17 protein-coding genes and 1 pseudogene are annotated in these 17,285 nt (G+C 70.7%); 7 read left to right on the plus strand and 11 right to left on the minus strand.

From position 1 onward, the window contains the following. Positions 1 to 173 precede the first annotated feature (173 nt). From ACWCP0_RS16430 to ACWCP0_RS16455, 6 genes are all read right to left on the minus strand, one after another. Positions 174 to 422 carry a DUF899 family protein gene (locus ACWCP0_RS16430; protein ID WP_451079480.1) on the minus strand — a complete coding sequence of 83 codons (249 nt, stop codon included), beginning with the start codon at positions 420 to 422 and terminating at the stop codon, positions 174 to 176. Between the two features lie 231 nt (positions 423 to 653). After that, positions 654 to 1,118 (minus strand): hypothetical protein, encoded by a 465-nt coding sequence (locus tag ACWCP0_RS16435; protein WP_451079481.1) that lies wholly within the window; start codon positions 1,116 to 1,118, stop codon positions 654 to 656. 83 nt (positions 1,119 to 1,201) lie between these two features. Beyond that, a complete protein-coding gene (locus tag ACWCP0_RS16440) occupies positions 1,202 to 2,488 on the minus strand; it encodes a phosphotransferase (protein WP_451079482.1) in 1,287 nt (428 codons plus the stop codon). 115 nt (positions 2,489 to 2,603) lie between these two features. Continuing rightward, entirely contained in the window at positions 2,604 to 3,266 is a 663-nt protein-coding gene (locus tag ACWCP0_RS16445) for a response regulator transcription factor (protein WP_451079483.1), read from the minus strand. Then, positions 3,263 to 4,660: a sensor histidine kinase gene (locus tag ACWCP0_RS16450; protein ID WP_451079484.1), complete on the minus strand. Its 1,398-nt coding sequence runs from the start codon at positions 4,658 to 4,660 to the stop codon at positions 3,263 to 3,265. The genes ACWCP0_RS16445 and ACWCP0_RS16450 overlap by 4 nt, the downstream gene beginning before the upstream one ends. A gap of 28 nt (positions 4,661 to 4,688) precedes the next feature. Further along, positions 4,689 to 5,039, minus strand: a complete 351-nt coding sequence (locus ACWCP0_RS16455; protein WP_451079485.1) for a hypothetical protein — start codon at positions 5,037 to 5,039, stop codon at positions 4,689 to 4,691. Between the two features lie 352 nt (positions 5,040 to 5,391). Between ACWCP0_RS16455 and ACWCP0_RS16460 the strand changes: the two genes are divergently transcribed. The 7 genes from ACWCP0_RS16460 (at position 5,392) to ACWCP0_RS16490 (ending at position 11,012) form a co-directional block, all read left to right on the plus strand. After that, positions 5,392 to 5,514, plus strand: coding sequence for a hypothetical protein (locus tag ACWCP0_RS16460; protein WP_451079546.1), 123 nt, complete (start codon positions 5,392 to 5,394; stop codon positions 5,512 to 5,514). 53 nt (positions 5,515 to 5,567) lie between these two features. Continuing rightward, positions 5,568 to 6,470, plus strand: a complete 903-nt coding sequence (locus ACWCP0_RS16465) for an ion transporter (protein ID WP_451079486.1) — start codon at positions 5,568 to 5,570, stop codon at positions 6,468 to 6,470. Between the two features lie 442 nt (positions 6,471 to 6,912). Next, entirely contained in the window at positions 6,913 to 8,139 is a 1,227-nt protein-coding gene (locus ACWCP0_RS16470) for an acyl-CoA dehydrogenase family protein (protein WP_451079487.1), read from the plus strand. A 5-nt stretch (positions 8,140 to 8,144) separates the two neighbouring features. After that, a complete protein-coding gene (locus tag ACWCP0_RS16475) occupies positions 8,145 to 9,377 on the plus strand; it encodes a CaiB/BaiF CoA transferase family protein (RefSeq protein ID WP_451079488.1) in 1,233 nt (410 codons plus the stop codon). After that, positions 9,374 to 10,156, plus strand: a complete 783-nt coding sequence (locus tag ACWCP0_RS16480; protein ID WP_451079489.1) for a crotonase/enoyl-CoA hydratase family protein — start codon at positions 9,374 to 9,376, stop codon at positions 10,154 to 10,156. The genes ACWCP0_RS16475 and ACWCP0_RS16480 overlap by 4 nt, the downstream gene beginning before the upstream one ends. Before the next feature lie 218 nt (positions 10,157 to 10,374). After that, a complete protein-coding gene (locus ACWCP0_RS16485; protein ID WP_451079490.1) occupies positions 10,375 to 10,794 on the plus strand; it encodes a transposase in 420 nt (139 codons plus the stop codon). Further along, on the plus strand, positions 10,758 to 11,012 hold the full coding sequence (locus tag ACWCP0_RS16490; RefSeq protein WP_451079491.1) for a hypothetical protein: 255 nt from the start codon (positions 10,758 to 10,760) through the stop codon (positions 11,010 to 11,012). Before ACWCP0_RS16485 ends, ACWCP0_RS16490 begins: the two co-directional genes overlap by 37 nt. Positions 11,013 to 11,268: 256 nt before the next feature. Here the strand turns inward: ACWCP0_RS16490 and ACWCP0_RS16495 are convergent, their stop codons facing one another. From ACWCP0_RS16495 to ACWCP0_RS16515, 5 genes and pseudogenes are all read right to left on the minus strand, one after another. After that, complete coding sequence (locus ACWCP0_RS16495) at positions 11,269 to 11,847, minus strand: hypothetical protein (RefSeq protein ID WP_451079492.1); 579 nt, start codon at positions 11,845 to 11,847, stop codon at positions 11,269 to 11,271. Then, entirely contained in the window at positions 11,844 to 13,550 is a 1,707-nt protein-coding gene (locus tag ACWCP0_RS16500; RefSeq protein WP_451079493.1) for a PHP domain-containing protein, read from the minus strand. Before ACWCP0_RS16500 ends, ACWCP0_RS16495 begins: the two co-directional genes overlap by 4 nt. Positions 13,551 to 13,757: 207 nt before the next feature. Further along, positions 13,758 to 13,956, minus strand: a pseudogene (locus ACWCP0_RS16505) (NF041680 family putative transposase); the annotation flags it as partial. A gap of 165 nt (positions 13,957 to 14,121) precedes the next feature. After that, the gene (locus ACWCP0_RS16510; RefSeq protein ID WP_451079539.1) at positions 14,122 to 16,503 is read right to left on the minus strand and encodes an FtsX-like permease family protein; all 2,382 of its coding nucleotides are present in this window, start codon (positions 16,501 to 16,503) and stop codon (positions 14,122 to 14,124) included. After that, entirely contained in the window at positions 16,503 to 17,270 is a 768-nt protein-coding gene (locus ACWCP0_RS16515; RefSeq protein ID WP_451079494.1) for an ABC transporter ATP-binding protein, read from the minus strand. Before ACWCP0_RS16515 ends, ACWCP0_RS16510 begins: the two co-directional genes overlap by 1 nt. Between the last annotated feature and the right edge of the window lie 15 nt (positions 17,271 to 17,285).

Here is a 17,285-nt window from a genome sequence, read left to right on the forward strand (position 1 = left end):
GCGGTGGTGAGGCCGGTGGCGCAGCGTTCCGCGTGCGGTGGTGAGGCCGGTGGCGCAGGCTTCCGCGTGCGGTGGTGAGGCCGGTGGCGCTGGCTTGCGCGTGCGGTGGTGAGGCCGGTGGCGCAGCGTTCCGCGTGCGGTGGTGAGGCCGGTGGCGCAGGCTTGCGTGAGCGTCAGCCGCCGGCGTACTCGTCGTGGCGGCGCCACCGGAAGCCGGTCTCGTTGCGACCGAGTGGCGCGCGGTCGAGCCGCTGGTACATGCCCCAGAGGACGTCCAGCCCCCGCTCGTACGCCGAGTAGGTGTGGTGGACGACGCCCGCCTCGAGCGCGAACGCGCTCACGCCGGGCCCTTCCCGGCGGTACGTCGCCCAGTCCGTTCCCACGCTCGACGCCATCTCGGCCCACGCGTTGCCACTCCGCATCGGACAGTTCATGGCGGCGTGTCACCACCCGGTGATCCACAACTCGAGATCACTTTGACGACACGACCTGGCGCGTCAGTCCTCCTGGCGCAGAAGGAGAAGTCTCTGGCCGCGCTTGTCGCCCTGCCAGATCTCCGCTGCACCCCGGTCCATCGCCCGTCGGGTTGGGCGGCAGACCGGGGTGCAGTCCTGCCCGGTGTCACCGGGTCGTGGAGCCGGCCGCCGATCAGGTCAGTCGGCGGAGTCCGCCGAGCCGCCCGAGTCGGCCGAGCCGCCCGAGTCGGCCGAGCCGCCGTCGCTGGGGGCGGGTGCGGCCGGGGAGTCGGCCGAGTCCGCGGTGGGCTGCCGCTGTTGGGTCGGCTTGGCCGGTGCGTTCGGGGAGTCTGCCGAGTCGGCGCTCCTGGGCTTGGGTTGGGCAGGCGAGTCTGCCGAGTCGGCAGTCGGCTTGGGCTTCGCGGGCTTGGGCGCCGGGGACGGGGAGTCCGCGGAGTCGAACGGTGACGAACTCGGGCTGTCGGCCGAGTTGGCCGAGTCGTCCGCCTTGCCGTCGTCCGATCCCGTGCCCACGCTGATGGGCTTGACTTTGTCCTTTACGTCGATGTCGTCGCCGGCGGCCGCGACGCCCCCCAGGCCCGCGAGGACGGCGGTCGCGCCGGCTCCGGCAACGGCGATGCGCCATGGTCGGGTGATGCGCATGAGGTGTTCCTCCTTCGGTTGGTTCCGTTCTCCACTCTCGACGTCGGCGATGAGGTGGTCCTGTGCCGTCCGTGAGAGAGCCCTCATGGCACGGCGGCCAGGGTGTCCGCGCTGCGCAGCCAGCGGGTCGCGAGGTCCAGACGGGCGCCGGTGGCGGCGGGCCAGCCGGGCTCCTGCACCCGGTGCGGGCCGGTGGCCAGGGACAGCACCACGGCCGCCGTCCGCCGGCGCAGCTCCGCGGGGTCGACGAGTCGCTCGAACGCCGCCAGATAGGCGGCGCCCAGCCCGTTGACAGCGTCGGCGCGTGCCGGGGCGAGCTGGGCCAGGACCGACAGATGCCCCAGCAAGCAGGCCAGGTCGTCGACGCGTTCGCCGGGGCCGGCGGTGTCCACGTCCAGCAGCCCGCAGATGCGGCCGCCGACCACCAGGAGCTGCTGTTCGTAGAGGTCACCGTGCACCGCGGTGACCGGTCCGGGCTCGGAGCCCGCCGCGAGCTCCGCGCCCAGCTCGGTGGCCCGGCCGGCCAGCGGTGGCAGCGCGCCCGCGAGCACAGCCGCGTAGTGCGGTGCCTTGGCCGGCCACGACTGCCGGGCATCGGGGAGCTGCGCCAACTCGGGTGGGAGCCGGTCGAGCAGCGAGACGATCGCCTGCGCGGACGGCGGCGGGCCGCTGCCGTGCTGCAGCGCCCGGCGCAATGTCTCACCAGGCAGGGCCTGTAGTACGAGCAGACCTTCGTCCGTATAGCCGAGGCTGGGCGGGGAGGGGACGCCCACCTCGGTGAGCAGGCGGTGACGCCGATGCAGGGCCTCGACCCGGCTGGGGCGGACGACTTTCAGGAACAGCCGGCCTTTGGCGCCCCCGACCTCGATGACGGCGCGGCGGCCCGGCCGGTAGGCATGTACCCGCACCGTGATCGGGCCGCTGCCGAGCCCGAAGTCGGACAGCAGCCGGGCGAGTGCGGCCCGGTCGTACGCCCCGGGCAGTGCCGGAAGGCGGGGGTCGTACGGGAAGCGCCATACCGCCACCTTGGCGACGCCGTTGTCGAGTACCAGCGCCCCGGACGGAAGGCGGCGGCCGGTGCGGGCCCCCAGCCACTCCTCGCCGGCCGTCCCGTCGCGATGGCGGACCTGCACCCGGTAACCGGCCGTGCTGGCGCGGCCTGGCTGGTGGTCCACCTGATCGGCGCGCCAGGACAGCAGGTGCGCGCCGGTCGGTTCCAGGGCGGCTGCGAGCATGTCGCCGGCATCCGGTCCGGTCAGCAGGTGCAGGTCGCCGTCGGGGTCGGGCACGAACTCGTCGGCGTCAGAGGCGGATTCGTCGGTGTCACGCACGGACTCGTCGGCATCAGGCGCAGTATGGAGAGACGTCATGCTCCCGAGCCTGCGCGGCGTCGGTGAGCAGGCGGTGTGGCCTCGATGAGAGTGTTCTCAGGCGAGCGGCTCCGCGCCGTCGATCGCCGACGAGCGAGCATCAACGCGCCCGCCCTCAGTCGCCGGCGAGGCGGTAACCCATGCCGCGGACCGTGTCGATGAGGTCCGCGCCCAGTTTGCGCCGGAGATAGCCGATGTAGACGTCGACGACGTTGGAGCCGGGATCGTGGGCCAGGCCCCAGACCCGGTCCAGCAGCTGCTCGCGGGAGAGAACCTGTCCGCGGTGCCGGATCAGCGTTTCGGCCAGCAGGAATTCGCGGGCGGTGAGCTCGACCTCCCGGCCGGCCACCGTGGCGGTGCGGCGTACCAGGTCCAGCCGGACGGAACCGGCCTCCAGGGAGGTGGGGGTATCGTTGCCGCGGTCGCGCAGCCGGGCGCGCACCCGGGCCAGGAGCTCGTCGAAGCTGAATGGTTTGGTCATGTAGTCGTCGGCGCCCAGATCCAGGCCGGTGATCCGGTCAGGGACGCCGTCCCGGGCGGTCAGCACAATGACCGGGAGGCGCTCGCCGCGGGTGCGCAACTGCGCCAGCGCGGCCAGGCCGTCCTGGCCGGGCAGGCCGAGATCCAGGATCAGGATGTCGAAGTCGTCGCCGCGGGCCCGGGCGGCGACCTCGACGCCGTTCGTGACCACGGTCGTCACATACCCGGCGGCGCGCAGCCCTTTCGCCAGGAACGAGGCGATACGCGGCTCGTCCTCGGCGACGAGGACCCGGTTCACGGCGCCTCCTCCGGCTCGGCGGACAGGACCAGGGTGAAGCAGGATCCGGCACCCGGGACACTGTCCACCGTAACGGTGCCACGGTGTGCCTCGGCGATGGCGACGACGATGGCGAGCCCCAGGCCCGCGCCCTCGGCCCGGGCCCGGCCGGCCTCGGCCCGGGCGAACCGGTCGAAGATGCGCTCCCGGTCCTCCGGCTCGATGCCCACGCCGGTGTCCTCGACGGCGAGCAGCACCCGCTCGCCCTCGGCCCGGGCGGACAGTTCTATCCGGTCGCCGGACGATGTGAACTGCACCGCGTTCTGAGCCAGTTGCATCAGCGCCTGGGTCAACCGCTGCCGGTCGGCCAGAATCGCGGCCCGGTCCACGACGCCGAGGCACCAGTCCCGGTCGCCCAGCGCGACCGCCTTGACGTACACCTCGTGCATCACCTCGGCCGCGTCGATGAGGGCGGGGTGCAGGAAGTCGGGCTGCTCGGCCTTGGCGAGCATCAGCAGGTCGTCGACCATGCGGTTCATCCGGTCCAGCTCGTCGGTGACCAGCGCGATGGTCTCGGCCCGCTCGGCCGGGTCGTCTCCCATCAGCTCCAGATGTCCGCGCACGATGGTGATCGGGGTACGCAGTTCGTGCCCGGCGTCGGAGACGAACGCCCGCTGGGCGGCGAACGCCCGTTGCAGCCGGCCGACCATCGCGTTGAACGTACGGCCCAGGTCGGCGACCTCGTCCGTGCCGGTCACCGCGATGCGGCGGGACAGGTCGTTCTCCTCGATGGCGCGTGCGGTGTCGGTGACCGTGCGCAGCGGGCGCAGCGCACGTCCCATGGCGAGATAGCCGCCGGCGGCGACCACGACGATCACCAGCAAGCAGCCCAGGATCATCAGTTGCACCGCCCGGTCGATCTCGGCGCGCCGCTCGGCGCCGAACTCGGCCACCACCACGTGCCCGCGCACCGTCCCGTCGATGACCACCGGCACGGCCAGCCAGCGCCCGGAGCCGGCGGGGGTGTCTGCCACCTGCCCGTAGGCGCTGTCGGAGAGGGAGGTCCAGCGGGCGGTGAGGGCGGTGTCGGCGGCGAGGTCGTACGGCAGGTCCTCCGTCGCGCGGTAGAAGCGCCCGTCGACGAAGACCAGTACCGCCTCGCCGGTCTGCGGTTCGTTGCGCAGCAGATAGGTGTCGGCGATGGCGCGCAGATCGGTGCCGAACGGCCCTCCGGTGGCGGGGTCCTGGCCACCGACGAGGCGACGGAACTCGGTCACCTCCTGGCGCATGTCGGCGGTGATCCGGTTCTCGAGCTGGTTGAGCAGCACCTGGCGGATCACCACCACGGAGGAGAGGCTGGCCACGGCGAGCAGCGCGAGCGCCCAGCCGAGCAGCCGCAGCCGCAGTCCGAGCACGGGCCGCCACCGCCGGCGGGGCGGCGGCTCAGTCGTCCCCGTCGCCCCAGTCGTCCCCGTCGTCGCCGGATCCGTCGTCACCGGGTCCGTCGTCGTCGCCCTGTCCCCCGCCGTGGGGTCCGTCGTCGTCAGACCCGTCGTCGGAATCCGCACCGTAGCCGGTTCGGCCGTCGTCGGCGTCATCGTCGCCTCCGGAGGGAACCGGCGGGGCCGGGTCCGCCTCATCGTCGTCCCCCTCGTCCGTCTGATTCGCCGCCGGTTCAACGATCGTGATCTCCGGCACCGGGTCCGGGGGCAGCAACGCTGGCGCCCCGACGCCGAACAGCAGCGTCACGAACGCCACGAGGCCCACACAAGTGGCCACCTTCTGCGCGCTCATGACGGCCATCCTGCCCACCGATCATGATCCGCCGATAAGCACCGGATGAGAACCCTCTCACCCGCGCTCCCGGATGTCTCTATGAGCCAACGTGGCGCCCAGAACCCCTGCGTCGGCGACGAGAGCACACACCAGCGCGGCACCGACGCCCGAACACAGGAGCGCGACGCACTCGCTGAGATCGGCCTGGACGCCGGCCGAGTTCTGTGCTCGCACCCGCATCAACTCTCCGACGGCACGCTGCAGCGGGCGATGATCGCCGCCGTGCTGCTGTGCCCGTTATGTTTTTCGCGGTCCTGCAAGAGGGCCGCTGGCCTCCGGGCCCGGCATGACTGTTCCCCCTGTTGATCGCATGGCGCGCACGCTGATCGACACCAGCAGCGTGGGCGTTCTCCTCGGCCTGGACGTCGGCAAGAGCACGCATCATGGGCACGGGCTCACCCCGGTCGGCAAGAAGGTCTTCGACAAGCCCTAAGATCCACTCCGGTTCATGCCCCAGCGGGCCGCACAGGAAGTGAGACCTTTCCGATGCCGGACCGGACCGGTCGGTTACAGCAGGCTCTGGCCATCCGCAGCCGTCGCATCGTCTACTCCACCGCTTTCACCACCTCGGTGTTCTGCCTCATTCTGGGCAATGCCGTCCTGCTGGGCATCGAGACCTACGACGGTGCCGTACGCCAGTGGCATGATGTCCTGAAGGCCGCCGAGCACCTGTTCCTGGCAGCCTTCACCGCGGAGCTGCTGCTGCGTGCCGCCGCCCACGCCGACCGGCCCAAAGACTTCTTCCGCGACCCGTGGAACCTCTTCGACCTTGCCGTGGTCGTCCTCGCGTTCGCCCCGTTCGCCCGCGAGAACGCCACCGTGCTGCGGCTGTTGCGCCTGGCGCGGGTACTGCGCGCGGCGCGATTCCTCCCGCAGCTGCGCATCGTGATCGTCGCCGTGGGCAAGAGCCTGCCCGGCACCCTGAGCTTCCTGCTCGTGGGCACGCTGCTGCTGTACGTGTACGCCATGGTCGGCTGGGTCTTCTTCGCCGACAACGACCCCGAGCACTACGGCTCTCTCGGCCGCGCCGTCCTCACCCTGTTCCTGCTCATCACTCTCGACGGCCTCGGCGATGCCGTCCGCGCCGGACTGGAGATCTCCCGCTGGAGCATCCTCTACTACGCGTCGTTCGTCCTGCTCGGCTCCTTCGTGCTGGTCAACCTCCTCGTCGGAGTCGTCATCAACTCCCTTGAGGAGGCACGCCAGCTGGAGGCCCAGACTGCTTCCCCGCCATCATCCGCGGACACGGCGGCCTTGGGCGATGAGCAGGTCCATGCGCGCATCGCCGAAGCCCGGGCCGCACTCGACGCTCTGGAGCAGAGCCTTGCCCGGCTCCCTGCCCAACCTGGCCCGGCAATCGCCTCGGAACAGGACAGGCCGCCTCCCTAGGTGTTCTGTCCTGGGAGGTTGTGGACGGGTGATGCAGGTCTCGGCTGAGGGATCTTGAAATGAGTGAGGGCCTTCTGGCCAGGTGTGGATTGCGACATCTGCACCGGCGACCAGGAAGGCCCTCGTGCCCCACCGTAATGCGGCCCTGACCGAGACCGGTCGCTTGGACCGGACCGGAGCGGAGGTCGCCCCGGCTTCACGCCCACCGCAGCAGCGGCTCCAGCGCCACCACCGACATGACGTTCCGACAGTCCGCGCAGTCCTGCCTCACTCTCCCGCACCGGCGGCGACGGTCCACTGGGGTGGTCTGCGGCGACACGGCACCCCTGCCCGGCGCGGGTCCGGGGGACTGGCCCCGGACCCGCGTTTAATCGCGCCCGGGAACCGAAACGCCGGGCGCGGATCTCCTGGCCACGCCCCACAGCGCTTGAAGGAGACTGCAATGAGCGGCACGACGACCTTGCCGACACCGTCCGGTCCCTACCTGGACAAAGGGCTGCTGCCCGCCGACTTCTACGCCTACGAGGAACTGCTGTCGGACAACGAGCGGGGGAAGATCGAGTCCGTCCGCGAGTTCCTCCGCACGCAGGTCGCCCCGATCGTCGACGACCACTGGGCCCGGGCCGAGTTCCCCTTCCAGCTGATCGAAGGCTTCGGGAGGCTCGGTCTTGTGGACTGGGCCGACCCGGACTCGCAGGAATCCAGGCCGAGCAACCTCTTCGCGGGTCTCATGGCGTTGGAGCTCGCGCATGCCGACGCGTCGGTGGCGACCTTCTTCGGCGTGCACACGGGCCTGGCCATGGGCACCATCCTCACCTGCGGCTCCGAGGATCAGAAGCGGCGGTGGCTGCCGGCGATGAGCCGCTTCGAGAAGATCGGCGCCTTCGGGCTGACCGAGCCGCACGGCGGCTCCGACGTGTCCGGCGGTCTGGAGACGACCGCGCGCCGTGACGGCGACGTATGGATCCTTGACGGCGCGAAGCGGTGGATCGGAAACGCGACGTTCGCCGACCTGGTCGTCATCTGGGCCCGCGATGTCGAGACCCGTCATGTGCTGGGCTTCGTCGTGGAGAAGGACACCCCCGGGTTCACCGCGACGAAGATCGAGAAGAAGATGGCGCTGCGGATCGTGCAGAACGCCGACATCGTGCTCGACGGCTGCCGTGTTCCGGAGGCCAACCGGCTGCAGAACGCGAACTCGTTCAAGGACACCGCCAAGATCCTGCGCCAGACACGCAGCGGCGTGGCGTGGCAGGCGGTGGGCGTGATGTTCGCCGCCTACGAGATCGCCCTGCAGTACGCGAAGGACCGCGAACAGTTCGGGCGCCCGATCGGGGGCTTCCAGCTCGTGCAGGACCTGCTCGTGAAGATGCTCGGCAACGCCACGGCCTCCTGCGGGATGATGACGCGCCTGGCCCAGTTGCAGGACGCCGGGGTATTCCGGGATGAACAGTCCGCCCTGGCGAAGGCCTACTGCACCGTGCGGATGCGCGAGAACGTGGGGTGGGCGCGGGAACTGCTGGCCGGCAACGGCATCCTCCTCGACTACAACATCGGCCGCTTCGTCGCCGACGCCGAGGCCATCTACTCGTACGAGGGCACGCGGGAGATGCAGACCCTCATCGTCGGACGCGCCGTCACCGACGGCCTGAGCGCCTTCGTGAGGTGACAACGATGACCACCGAATCCGTCTTCACCGGCCTCAAGGTCCTCGACGCGTCGAGCTTCATCGCCGCACCGGCCGCGGCCACCGTACTCTCCGACTTCGGAGCGGACGTCATCAAGATCGAGCCGCCGGGACAGGGCGACCCCCAGCGGCGGCTGAGCTCCGTGCCGCCCAGTCCCCGGGCCGAGGCCAACTACAGCTGGCACCTCGCCAACCGCAACAAGCGCGGCATGGTGATCGACCTGAAGTCCCCGTCGGCCACCGAGGTCCTCAAGCGCCTCGTCGAATGGGCCGACGTGGTGATCACCAACTTCCCGCACGGCACGCGCGAGAAGCTGCACCTCGGATACGAAGAGGTCTCCGGCTGGAACCCAAGAGTCGTCTACGCCGACATCACCGGCTTCGGGGATACCGGCCCCGACGCCGGCCAGCCGGGTTTCGACCTGACCGCCGCCTGGTCGCGCAGCGGGCTGCTGGCCTCCACCCGGGACGCGGGAGCCCCGCCGACGGTGCCGGTCTGGGGCAGCGGCGACTACATGTCGGCGATCGGGATCTACGCGGCGATCGTGACCGCCCTGTACCGCCGTGAGCGGACCGGACAGGGAGCCAGTGTCGGGACGTCGCTGCTCGCCATGGGCGTCTGGGCCACGGGAACGCTCGTGGCCGGCGCGCTCGCCGGCGGCACACCGTTCGAGCTGCACGACCGGAAGACCCCGGCGAACCCGCTGATCAACCCCTACCGGACCGCGGACGGCGAGTGGTTCATGCTGGTCGCCTCACCCCCGCACTGGCCCGGACTGACGCGGGCCATCGGACACCCCGAGCTGATCGAGGACCCCCGATTCGCGGACATCGAGGGCTTCGTCAAGAACGCTGCCGCGCTGAGCGAACTGCTCGACGCCGAGTTCCGCTCGCAGCCCTTCGACCACTGGAAGGACGCCCTGGCCCGGGAACGCGTCACCTACAGCCTCATTCAGACGCCGGAGGAGGCCGCGCAGGACCCGCAGCTGCGCGCGAACGACATCGTCGTGCCGCTGGAAGGAGTCACCGGGCTGGAGGAAACCATCAGCAGCCCGGTCAACCTCCGGGGGGTGCCGAAGGTGCCCGCGAAGCGAGCGCCCGATCTGGGCGAGCACAACGACGAGATTCTCGCCGAGCTGGGATTCGGCCCCGCCGAGATCGCCGAGCTGCGCGCCAAGGGAGCGATTCCCGGCGCGACGGAAGCGGAGGCGCCGCGATGAGCACGGCGTCCGAAGCGTCCGACATGGTCCTCCACGAGCGCCGTGGCGGCGTGCTGACCATCACCCTCAACCGCCCGGCCCAGAAGAACGCCGTCGACCACGAGGCCGCGGTACAACTTGCTGCGGCCGTGGATCTGCTCGACGGGGACCCGGAGCTGTCCGTCGGCGTACTCACGGGCGCGGGCGGGGTGTTCAGCGCCGGTATGGACCTGAAGGCATTTGCCAAGGGGGAGCTGCCGGTGATCCCCGGCCGGGGATTCGGCGGGCTCACCGGCACGGCGGTGCGCAAGCCGTTGATCGCCGCGGTCGAGGGCTGGGCGCTCGGCGGCGGCTTCGAGATGGTGCTCGCCTGCGACCTGATCGTCGCCGCAGAAGACGCCCGCTTCGGTCTGCCCGAGGTCACGCGCGGTCTCGTGGCGGCAACGGGCGGACTGGTCAGGCTGCCGCGCCGCCTTCCGTACCACGTAGCCGCGCGCGTACTGCTCACGGGCGAGCCGCTGACCGCAGCCGAAGGCAAGGAGTACGGCCTCGTCAACGAGCTGACCCCACCCGGCGCCGCGCTGGACGCGGCCCGCGAGCTGGCGGGGCGCGTCGCGCGGAACGCACCGCTGGCGCTGGCGGCCGTCAAGGAGGTCCTGCGTGAAACGCAGGGCCTGAAGGAGAGTGACGCCTTCACACGCCAGGACGAGCTCACGAGCGGGCTGTTCTCCAGCGAGGACGCGCGGGAAGGCGCGCGGGCGTTCGCCGAGAAACGCGCCCCTGTCTGGCACGGCCGCTGATGCCGGCCAGCTCAGCCGCCTCCCTCCCTCAGAGCCCGTGTCAAACTTTCAGGAGCAGGTGACCAGCCATGAAATCCCACAGGCCCGTCCACCGCGTGGCGATCGTCGGGACCGGCACCATCGGTCCCCGTACGAACGCAGGGCCGTCTCGGCGGTAGGGGCGGGATCGGTCGCGGTGACGTCGAAGCCGCGGCACCCCGCCGGCGGACGGGCGGGTGATGTGCGCCGACGAGTTCGGCCCGCTGAACCTGATGCCGCGCAAGGGCAAGGCATGGGGTCAGGTGAGGCGTCCGCGCAGGCTCCAAGCCACTTACCACCGGCACAACGGTGTGAGGCACATGCTCGCCGCCCTCGATCTGACCACCGGCAAGCTGTACTACCGCATCCACCCGCGCGAGCGCCGGCGCGAGTTCCTCCCCCTCCTCAAGGCCCTGCGCGCCCGCCGGCCCGGGGAGAAGCTGTATGTGGTGCTGGACAACTTCTCCCCGCACAAGCACGCCAAGGTCCGCGACCGCGCCGACTTCTCACAACGCCGGGTTCTCGCACAGCATCGCCGCAGCTACCCTTGCCGGTGGCACCGATCGCTACGGGGGGACCCCAGATGCCGCCTCGCACCCGCGCCAAGATCGTTGCCATAGCCGCCGGCGCCGCGGCTCTCGTCGTCGCTCTGCTGCCGGTGAGCCTCACCCACACCAGCGACTACGGCGTCGTGACCGTCTCGTGCGGCGGACCTGCCCTCATCGTGGCGTTCGACCAAGCATGTGGTGCAGTGACTCCCCTCTACTTGATCGCCGCAGTCGTCATCGCTGCCGCTGGCGCGATCGCCGCGGTGAGCTTGTGGAAGAAGGACGGCTGACACGGCGGGCTCATGGCGGGCAGGGGCGGCCCCCAGCGCCCGCTGGTTCGAGTCACGGATTGCGCACACGACGCCCCGGCCATCCATCCGGCCGGGGCGTCGGCGCGTTCACCTACTGAGCGCTGGCGCGGCGTTCGGCCGCGCTGAACCGGTCCTCGAACGCCTTGTTCGTGGCGCTGGACAACGGCCCCAACCACCCGGGTTTCCCGGAATCGTGTCTCGGACGTCTGTAAGCACCCGGACGTGTTTCCGCGCCTCAGTCTTCGTGGCCGTGATCCGCACAGCACGGGGTGGGGTTCGGAACCTCGAACGGGATGAGGGTGCCGCCCGCCGCAGGCATCACTGTCAGTACCAGCCGCCCGGCACGCCATTCGGGCCGCACATGGTCGCGGGTGACGACCTGCTGTCCGGCGTCGTGAAGGCCGGGCGCCCCCAGCACGGTGACCTCGTCGATCGCGGATGCCGCCGACAGTGCGCCGAGGGCGAGCGTGCCGGTGAGTGCCGATGAGCCGGGGAAGACCACCGCCCGCCCCGCCGAGCGGGCCGTGTGCTCGGCGGCGGCCTGTGCGGCTCCTGCCGCGAGTTCCGCCGGCCCCGCGCGGCGCTCCTGCAGCGCCGCACCGGTTCCCTGTGCGACGAAGTTGCGCCAGGCGTCGTCCGCGGCCGCGCCGGCGGGCACCGCGAAGGAGAGGGCGATGTGCGGGCGCCCGTCGCGAATCAGATGCGTACAGGCGAACACTGCTCCCATCGGGGCGAATTCCCGTACCAGGTGATCGGCGTCGCGCAGGCTGGTGCAGCCCGTGTCGACGCCGATCACCGTCAGGCGTGAGGTCATGCGGGCAGGACCCAGATGGGGTTGGAGTAGAACCACAGATCGTTCCAGGGGTCCGCGGCACCGACCACGTCGAGCGCCGGGCCGACGGGGTCGACCGAGGCGCCGCCTGCGCCGACGGCGGACCGCTTGCCGTCGGTCCCGCGCAGCCGGACGTACAGCGGGCCGTCGACCCGGCCGAGGCGGTAGGTGAAGCGGACCGTACCCGTCGACTTGTTCACCTCGAAGGACCGGACGACCTTCGCGGTCGGGGCGGTGAAGGTGTCCTTGTCGGCGACCGGACCGGTGACCTCGCCCTGGACGACGTCGACCCGCGCAAGCTCCGGAACGAACTGTGCCCAGTTGGGGCCGTTCGCGAGCGCGATCTCGATGCTCAGCTCGACCTCGGTGCCGCGCCTCACGTGCAGCGCGCCGCCCAGGGTCGCCCAGCGCCCGCCACCCTTGAGCCGCGCGTCGAGACCACTGATCAGGCCTCCGTGGTCGACCCACACCCGACCGGCCCGAAGACCGTCCATGACGGCGGCGTACGAGAACCTGTCCGCGCCCACGTGCGTGCGGCTGTACTGGCCCGGCCAGTAGTCGCCCTGGGCCAGGTCGGTCCCGCCGGAGTAGACGGGGTCGGTGTGCCGGCCGTTGGCGGTGAAGTCGCTGTCGGGGCCACCACGCTTGGAGGTGTCGGCGTAGACCTGGTGTGAGTCGGAATTGGCCGTGATCCACCAGGGCTTGCCCTCGGCGAGGAGACTGTCCCACAGTCCGCCGACGGTGGCGGTCATCCAGTCGAAGCCACCCCAGGTGCGGTAGCTCTCCAGCGGAAAGCCGGCAAAGGAGTTGGCACTCGGGTTGTTGTCGTAGAAACCTCGGGCCCGGCCGCTGCCCGGGGAGGGGAGACCCGCGGCCTGGTGGCCCGGCGCGCCTTCCATGCCCACCGCGATCCGGCGGTGGCTGCCCGTCGCGTCGCGCCACCCGCGGATCTCGTGCGGTGAGTCCACGCCACGGCGAGCCGGGTGGTTGGCGAGCATCAGAGCGTCCTTGACCTTGCGCTGCTGCACCTGCTCGGCGAGGAACTGCAGACCGGAGATCGCCAGCGCCTCGTTCGCGGGGGTGCTGTCGCCGGCATTGCGCAGGCTGCCGTCGAAGGAGGTCTCGAACTCCTTGAGCACGGAGACCTCGTTGCGTCCGGGGTGGACGAAGACCGTGCCGTGCTCGGCGGCCGGGATGTTCCACTCAAGGCCCTGGAAGACCAGGGCGTCGGGGAACTCCTCGCGGGCGTGCTGGATGTCCGGGTTGACCTTCTCCACGCCGATTTTGGCGTGGGTCTCGCTACCGTGGTCAGTGATGACCAGCCAGTCCATGCCGTGCCGCGCGCCCTGCTTCACCTGGTCGATGACGCGGTACTTGCCGTCGCTGCTGTACTGGGTGTGGATGTGGTGGTCACCGGCGAGCCACAGGAACCCCCCATGCCTGCTGCCCCCAGTGCCCTCGCTCCGCCCGCCCTCAGCCGCGGCAGCCGTCGCGCTGCCCAGCACGCTCGCACTGGCTATCCCGGCTCCCAGCAGACCCGCGCGACGGAGCATCGAGCGGCGCGAGTGCTGCTCGGGTGTGAGCTCGCTGTCGGGCACGGAGGAGTCGAGCGCGGGGGGCAGCGACCCGGCCTCCGCTCCGTGGTGGTGCGGATGGTCGTGTGTGTGACCGTGTCCGTGGCCCATCTCAGCTCCTGCGTCCGAATACCGAAGGTGGGGACGAGGCTTGCCGAAATAGATGAACGTCGAACAATCAAGGGGTGGAGGTGCGGGGGCAGACGGTGGGCGGAACGATTAGTTCAACTTCCAGGGCGTCCCGCCGCGCTGCCACCGGCCATCTACCGTCTACCGCACGTCCACGGCAACGACAGCAGACCGGGCCTAGAAGATTCGTGTGGGGTGGGTGTGCTTTCTGCCTGGTGGTCTACCGGGGCCTGGTCGGGAGGGTTTCGGTGCTCTGGCCGGGCAGGCGGGTCTTTGGACGGATGTGCCGAAAGTCGCGGCGGACGCGGGCGGGGGTGAGTCTGTCGGGCGGGGTTGGCCTTTCCCAGGGCCGGCGGAGGTCGGCTGCGAACCGGCGGGCGAGACGGACGGGGCGAATGAGGAACCGGCCGAGGAGCGTACGGACGCGTGAGCCAAGTCAGTCCTTCCGCCGTGTGAGTGCCGGCCTCCACCCGACCAGCGCGGGGTCGGCGTGCTTCCCGCGGGAGACGACTGGCCGGGCCGCGGGCCCCGGCCTGTGTGCCGCGCTGCCGTCCTACGCTGCCTCCCGCTGCATGGTCCGCCAGGTGACGACCACGCTCGCCGCAACTGCCAGCACGAGGGAGCCGAGGATCACCGCGGCCATGGTGGACAGGTTCAGGTGCAGGCCGACATCCGTGGAGGTCGCCTGGGACAGTCCGGACGCCATGCCGGCCAGCGGGCCCAAGGTCACCAGGACGCCGAGTGCCGCGCCGACGGCCACGACGAGGGTGGTCTCGGCAGCGGAGAACAGCAGTAGCTGCCGTACCGTGCCGCCGGCCGACTTCATCACGGCGAAGTCGCGGCGCCGGCCGTGCGCGGTCATGGCCATGCTGTTGGCCACGGCGATCCCGCTGTAGCCGACGGCGATGACGATCAGCATGTCCGCGAGGCTGTCGGTCAGTTTCGCGTCGGTGGCGTAGTCGTCGAGCGCGTACTGCACCGCGTCGTGCACGGCCGTGCCGGGAACGACCGAGGCGGGCTTCGACTTCACCGGGACGAAGATGTCGTCGGTGAGCGCGGCCGGGTCGTGCGCGCGTACTAGCTGACGGGGCATCACGAAGTCACCTCGGGCGGGGTCGTCCGGCAAGACCTGGGCGATGCGCAGCTTCACCGTGGAACCGTCGGCGAACCTCACCGCGTGCTCGTCACCGGCCTTCACACCGAGGAAGTCCGCCGTATTCTTGCCGAGCATCGCCTGCCCCGGCTTGTTCCAGCGGGCATCGCGCGAGCCGAGCGCGTCGATGACGGTGAGCGTGCCGTCCTTGTCGCGGACGAAGGCCCGGGTCGGCAGCGCGGCCTTGCCCGCCGGGTTGGCGGCGACCACCTCGTCGGTGTTGCCCGGGGTCTTGTCCGGCGTCACGATCACCTGTCCCGTGAGCTTGAGCGCGTCGCCTGCCGGGTACGCCACACGCATCGTGTCCACCATGCCGCTGAGCAGGACGGCGAAACCGACGGCCGCGATCACCGGGGCCGCAAGTGACGCCGCCCGGCGCGAGTCGGCGCGCAGCTCCGCCCGCACGAGAAGCGGGACGGCCGAGCCGAGACGCCTGAAGGGCGAGGTGAGCGCCCGTCCGACGGGGCCGACGCACACCGGGGCGAGCAGCGCCGCCGCCACGATGAGCACCATCGTCGCGAAGATCGCCATGTTGATCCGGGTGTCGGCACCGACAGTGGCGGTCACGATCGCGAGCACCACACCGAGGCCGAGCACGGTCAGGCCGCCGATCCAACGGACGCGGCTCATCATCCGGCTGTTCGCCCCGCTGTCCAGCAGTGCCTCGATCGGCGCCACCCGCGCGGCCATCCGGCTGGCCCGCCATGCACCCAGGACGCTGACGCCGACACCGATCGCGGCCGCCGTGAACAGCGGCCACATCGCCACCCGCACCTTGAGCTCCGGGGGCGTCACGTCGAGCCCCTGCAGGATGTCGCGCAGCAGCGGCGCGGCCCCGATGCCCACCAGGCAGCCTGCCAGCGAGCCCAGCAGGCCGATGAGGCCCGCCTCGCCCAGAATCATCCGGCGCACCTGACGCGGAGATGCACCGATCATCCGCAACAGGCCGATCTCCCGCCGCCGCAGCCCGGTCGCCAGGACCAGCATGGACGCGACCACGAACACTGTGGTGAACAGGCCGAGCGTCGCCATGGCTCCGATGAGCTGCGTGCCGAGGAACCGCTTGTGTTTCACGCACGCCGGCTGGAGCGCGGACCGGCCGTCGCCAGAGAGCACGGTGCCCTTGTCGCCGACGACTCTCTCGGCCCTTGCCTTGATGTCGCCGACGGACGCGCCTTTGTCGGCGAGGATCGCGATGGCACCGACGCCCGGCTGCTGCCGCGTGGCGAAGTCGTCGGTGAAGTAGTAGCCCGGTCCGTCCACGGTGCCGACCACGCGGAACTTGGTACGTCCGGCGGTGATGTTCACCGTGAGCGTCGTGCCGGCCGCCACTCCGAGCGCCCGGTCCACCACGACCTCGTCGGCCGCGGCCGGTGCCCGTCCCGTGACGAGGTTGTACGGCGCGAGCCGTGCGCTCGACCAGCCGTGCCCCGACACCAGGGCTCCTTCGTCCTCGACCGGCTTGCTGCCGAGGAACGCCTGCGCGTAGAACGAGCGGTCCACCACCACGGAGCCGACGCCCGGCACCGCGCCCAGCTCGTCGATCAGCGGCTGGGCCTCGTCGCGGCTCCACGGCACCCTGTCTTCCGGGGTCTTGTCCTGGTCGACCACCTGGTCGGGGACGGCGATCGCGGAGGCGGCCGACAGCCGGGACTGGACCTTGGGGCGGGAGGAGTCGTAGATGATCAAGGCGGTGGTGATGAGCGCCACGCCGACGAGTACCGCGACGAAGGCCGCAAGAAAGCTGGTCCAGCGTTCACGGACGTTCGCGAAGAACAGCATCACGCCTCCAGGCTCGCCATGTGCGCCGCGATCGAGGCCGCGTTGCGGCCGTCGGAGTCGCGGATGAGGCTGATCCGGTCCGCGATGCGGCCATCCTTGAGGAACACGACCACATCGGCGACCGCAGCGGCCACCGGGTCGTGGGTGACCATGAGGGTGGTCTGCCCCTCCTTGTCGACCAGCAGGCGCATCATCTGCAGCACCTCACGCGAGTTGGCGGTGTCCAGGGCGCCGGTGGGCTCGTCCGCGAACAGCACGTCCGGCCGGGTCACCAGGGCCCGGGCGAGCGCGACGCGCTGCTGCTGACCACCGGACAGCTCGCTGGGCCGATGGCCTGCCCGCTCCGCCAGCCCGACCTCGGCGAGCGCGGCGTCGACCTGCTCCCGGCTGACTCGGCGCCCGGCAAAACGGGACGGAAGCTCCACGTTCTGCGCCGCGGTCAGCGATTCGACCAGGTTGAAGGCCTGGAACACGAATCCGATGTGGTCGCGCCGCAGCTTGGTGCGCTCCCTCTCGCTCTCCTGGCCGATGTCCACGCCGGCCAGCATCACCAGCCCCTCGGTGGGCCGGTCCAGGCCGGCCGCACACTGCAGCAGCGTGGATTTTCCGGAGCCGGACGGCCCCATGACGGCGGTGAACGTCCCGCGCGGAAAACCGATGGAAACGCCGTCCAGCGCGGCGACCGAGCGGTCGCCGGCCCCGTAGATCTTCCGGACGGTCTGCAGCTGAACCGCATCCGATGCGGGGGCCTGCCTAGTAGTGGTCATGGGGTCGATTTCAGC

The sequence above is a fragment of the Streptomyces sp. NPDC001970 genome, from assembly GCF_053594115.1.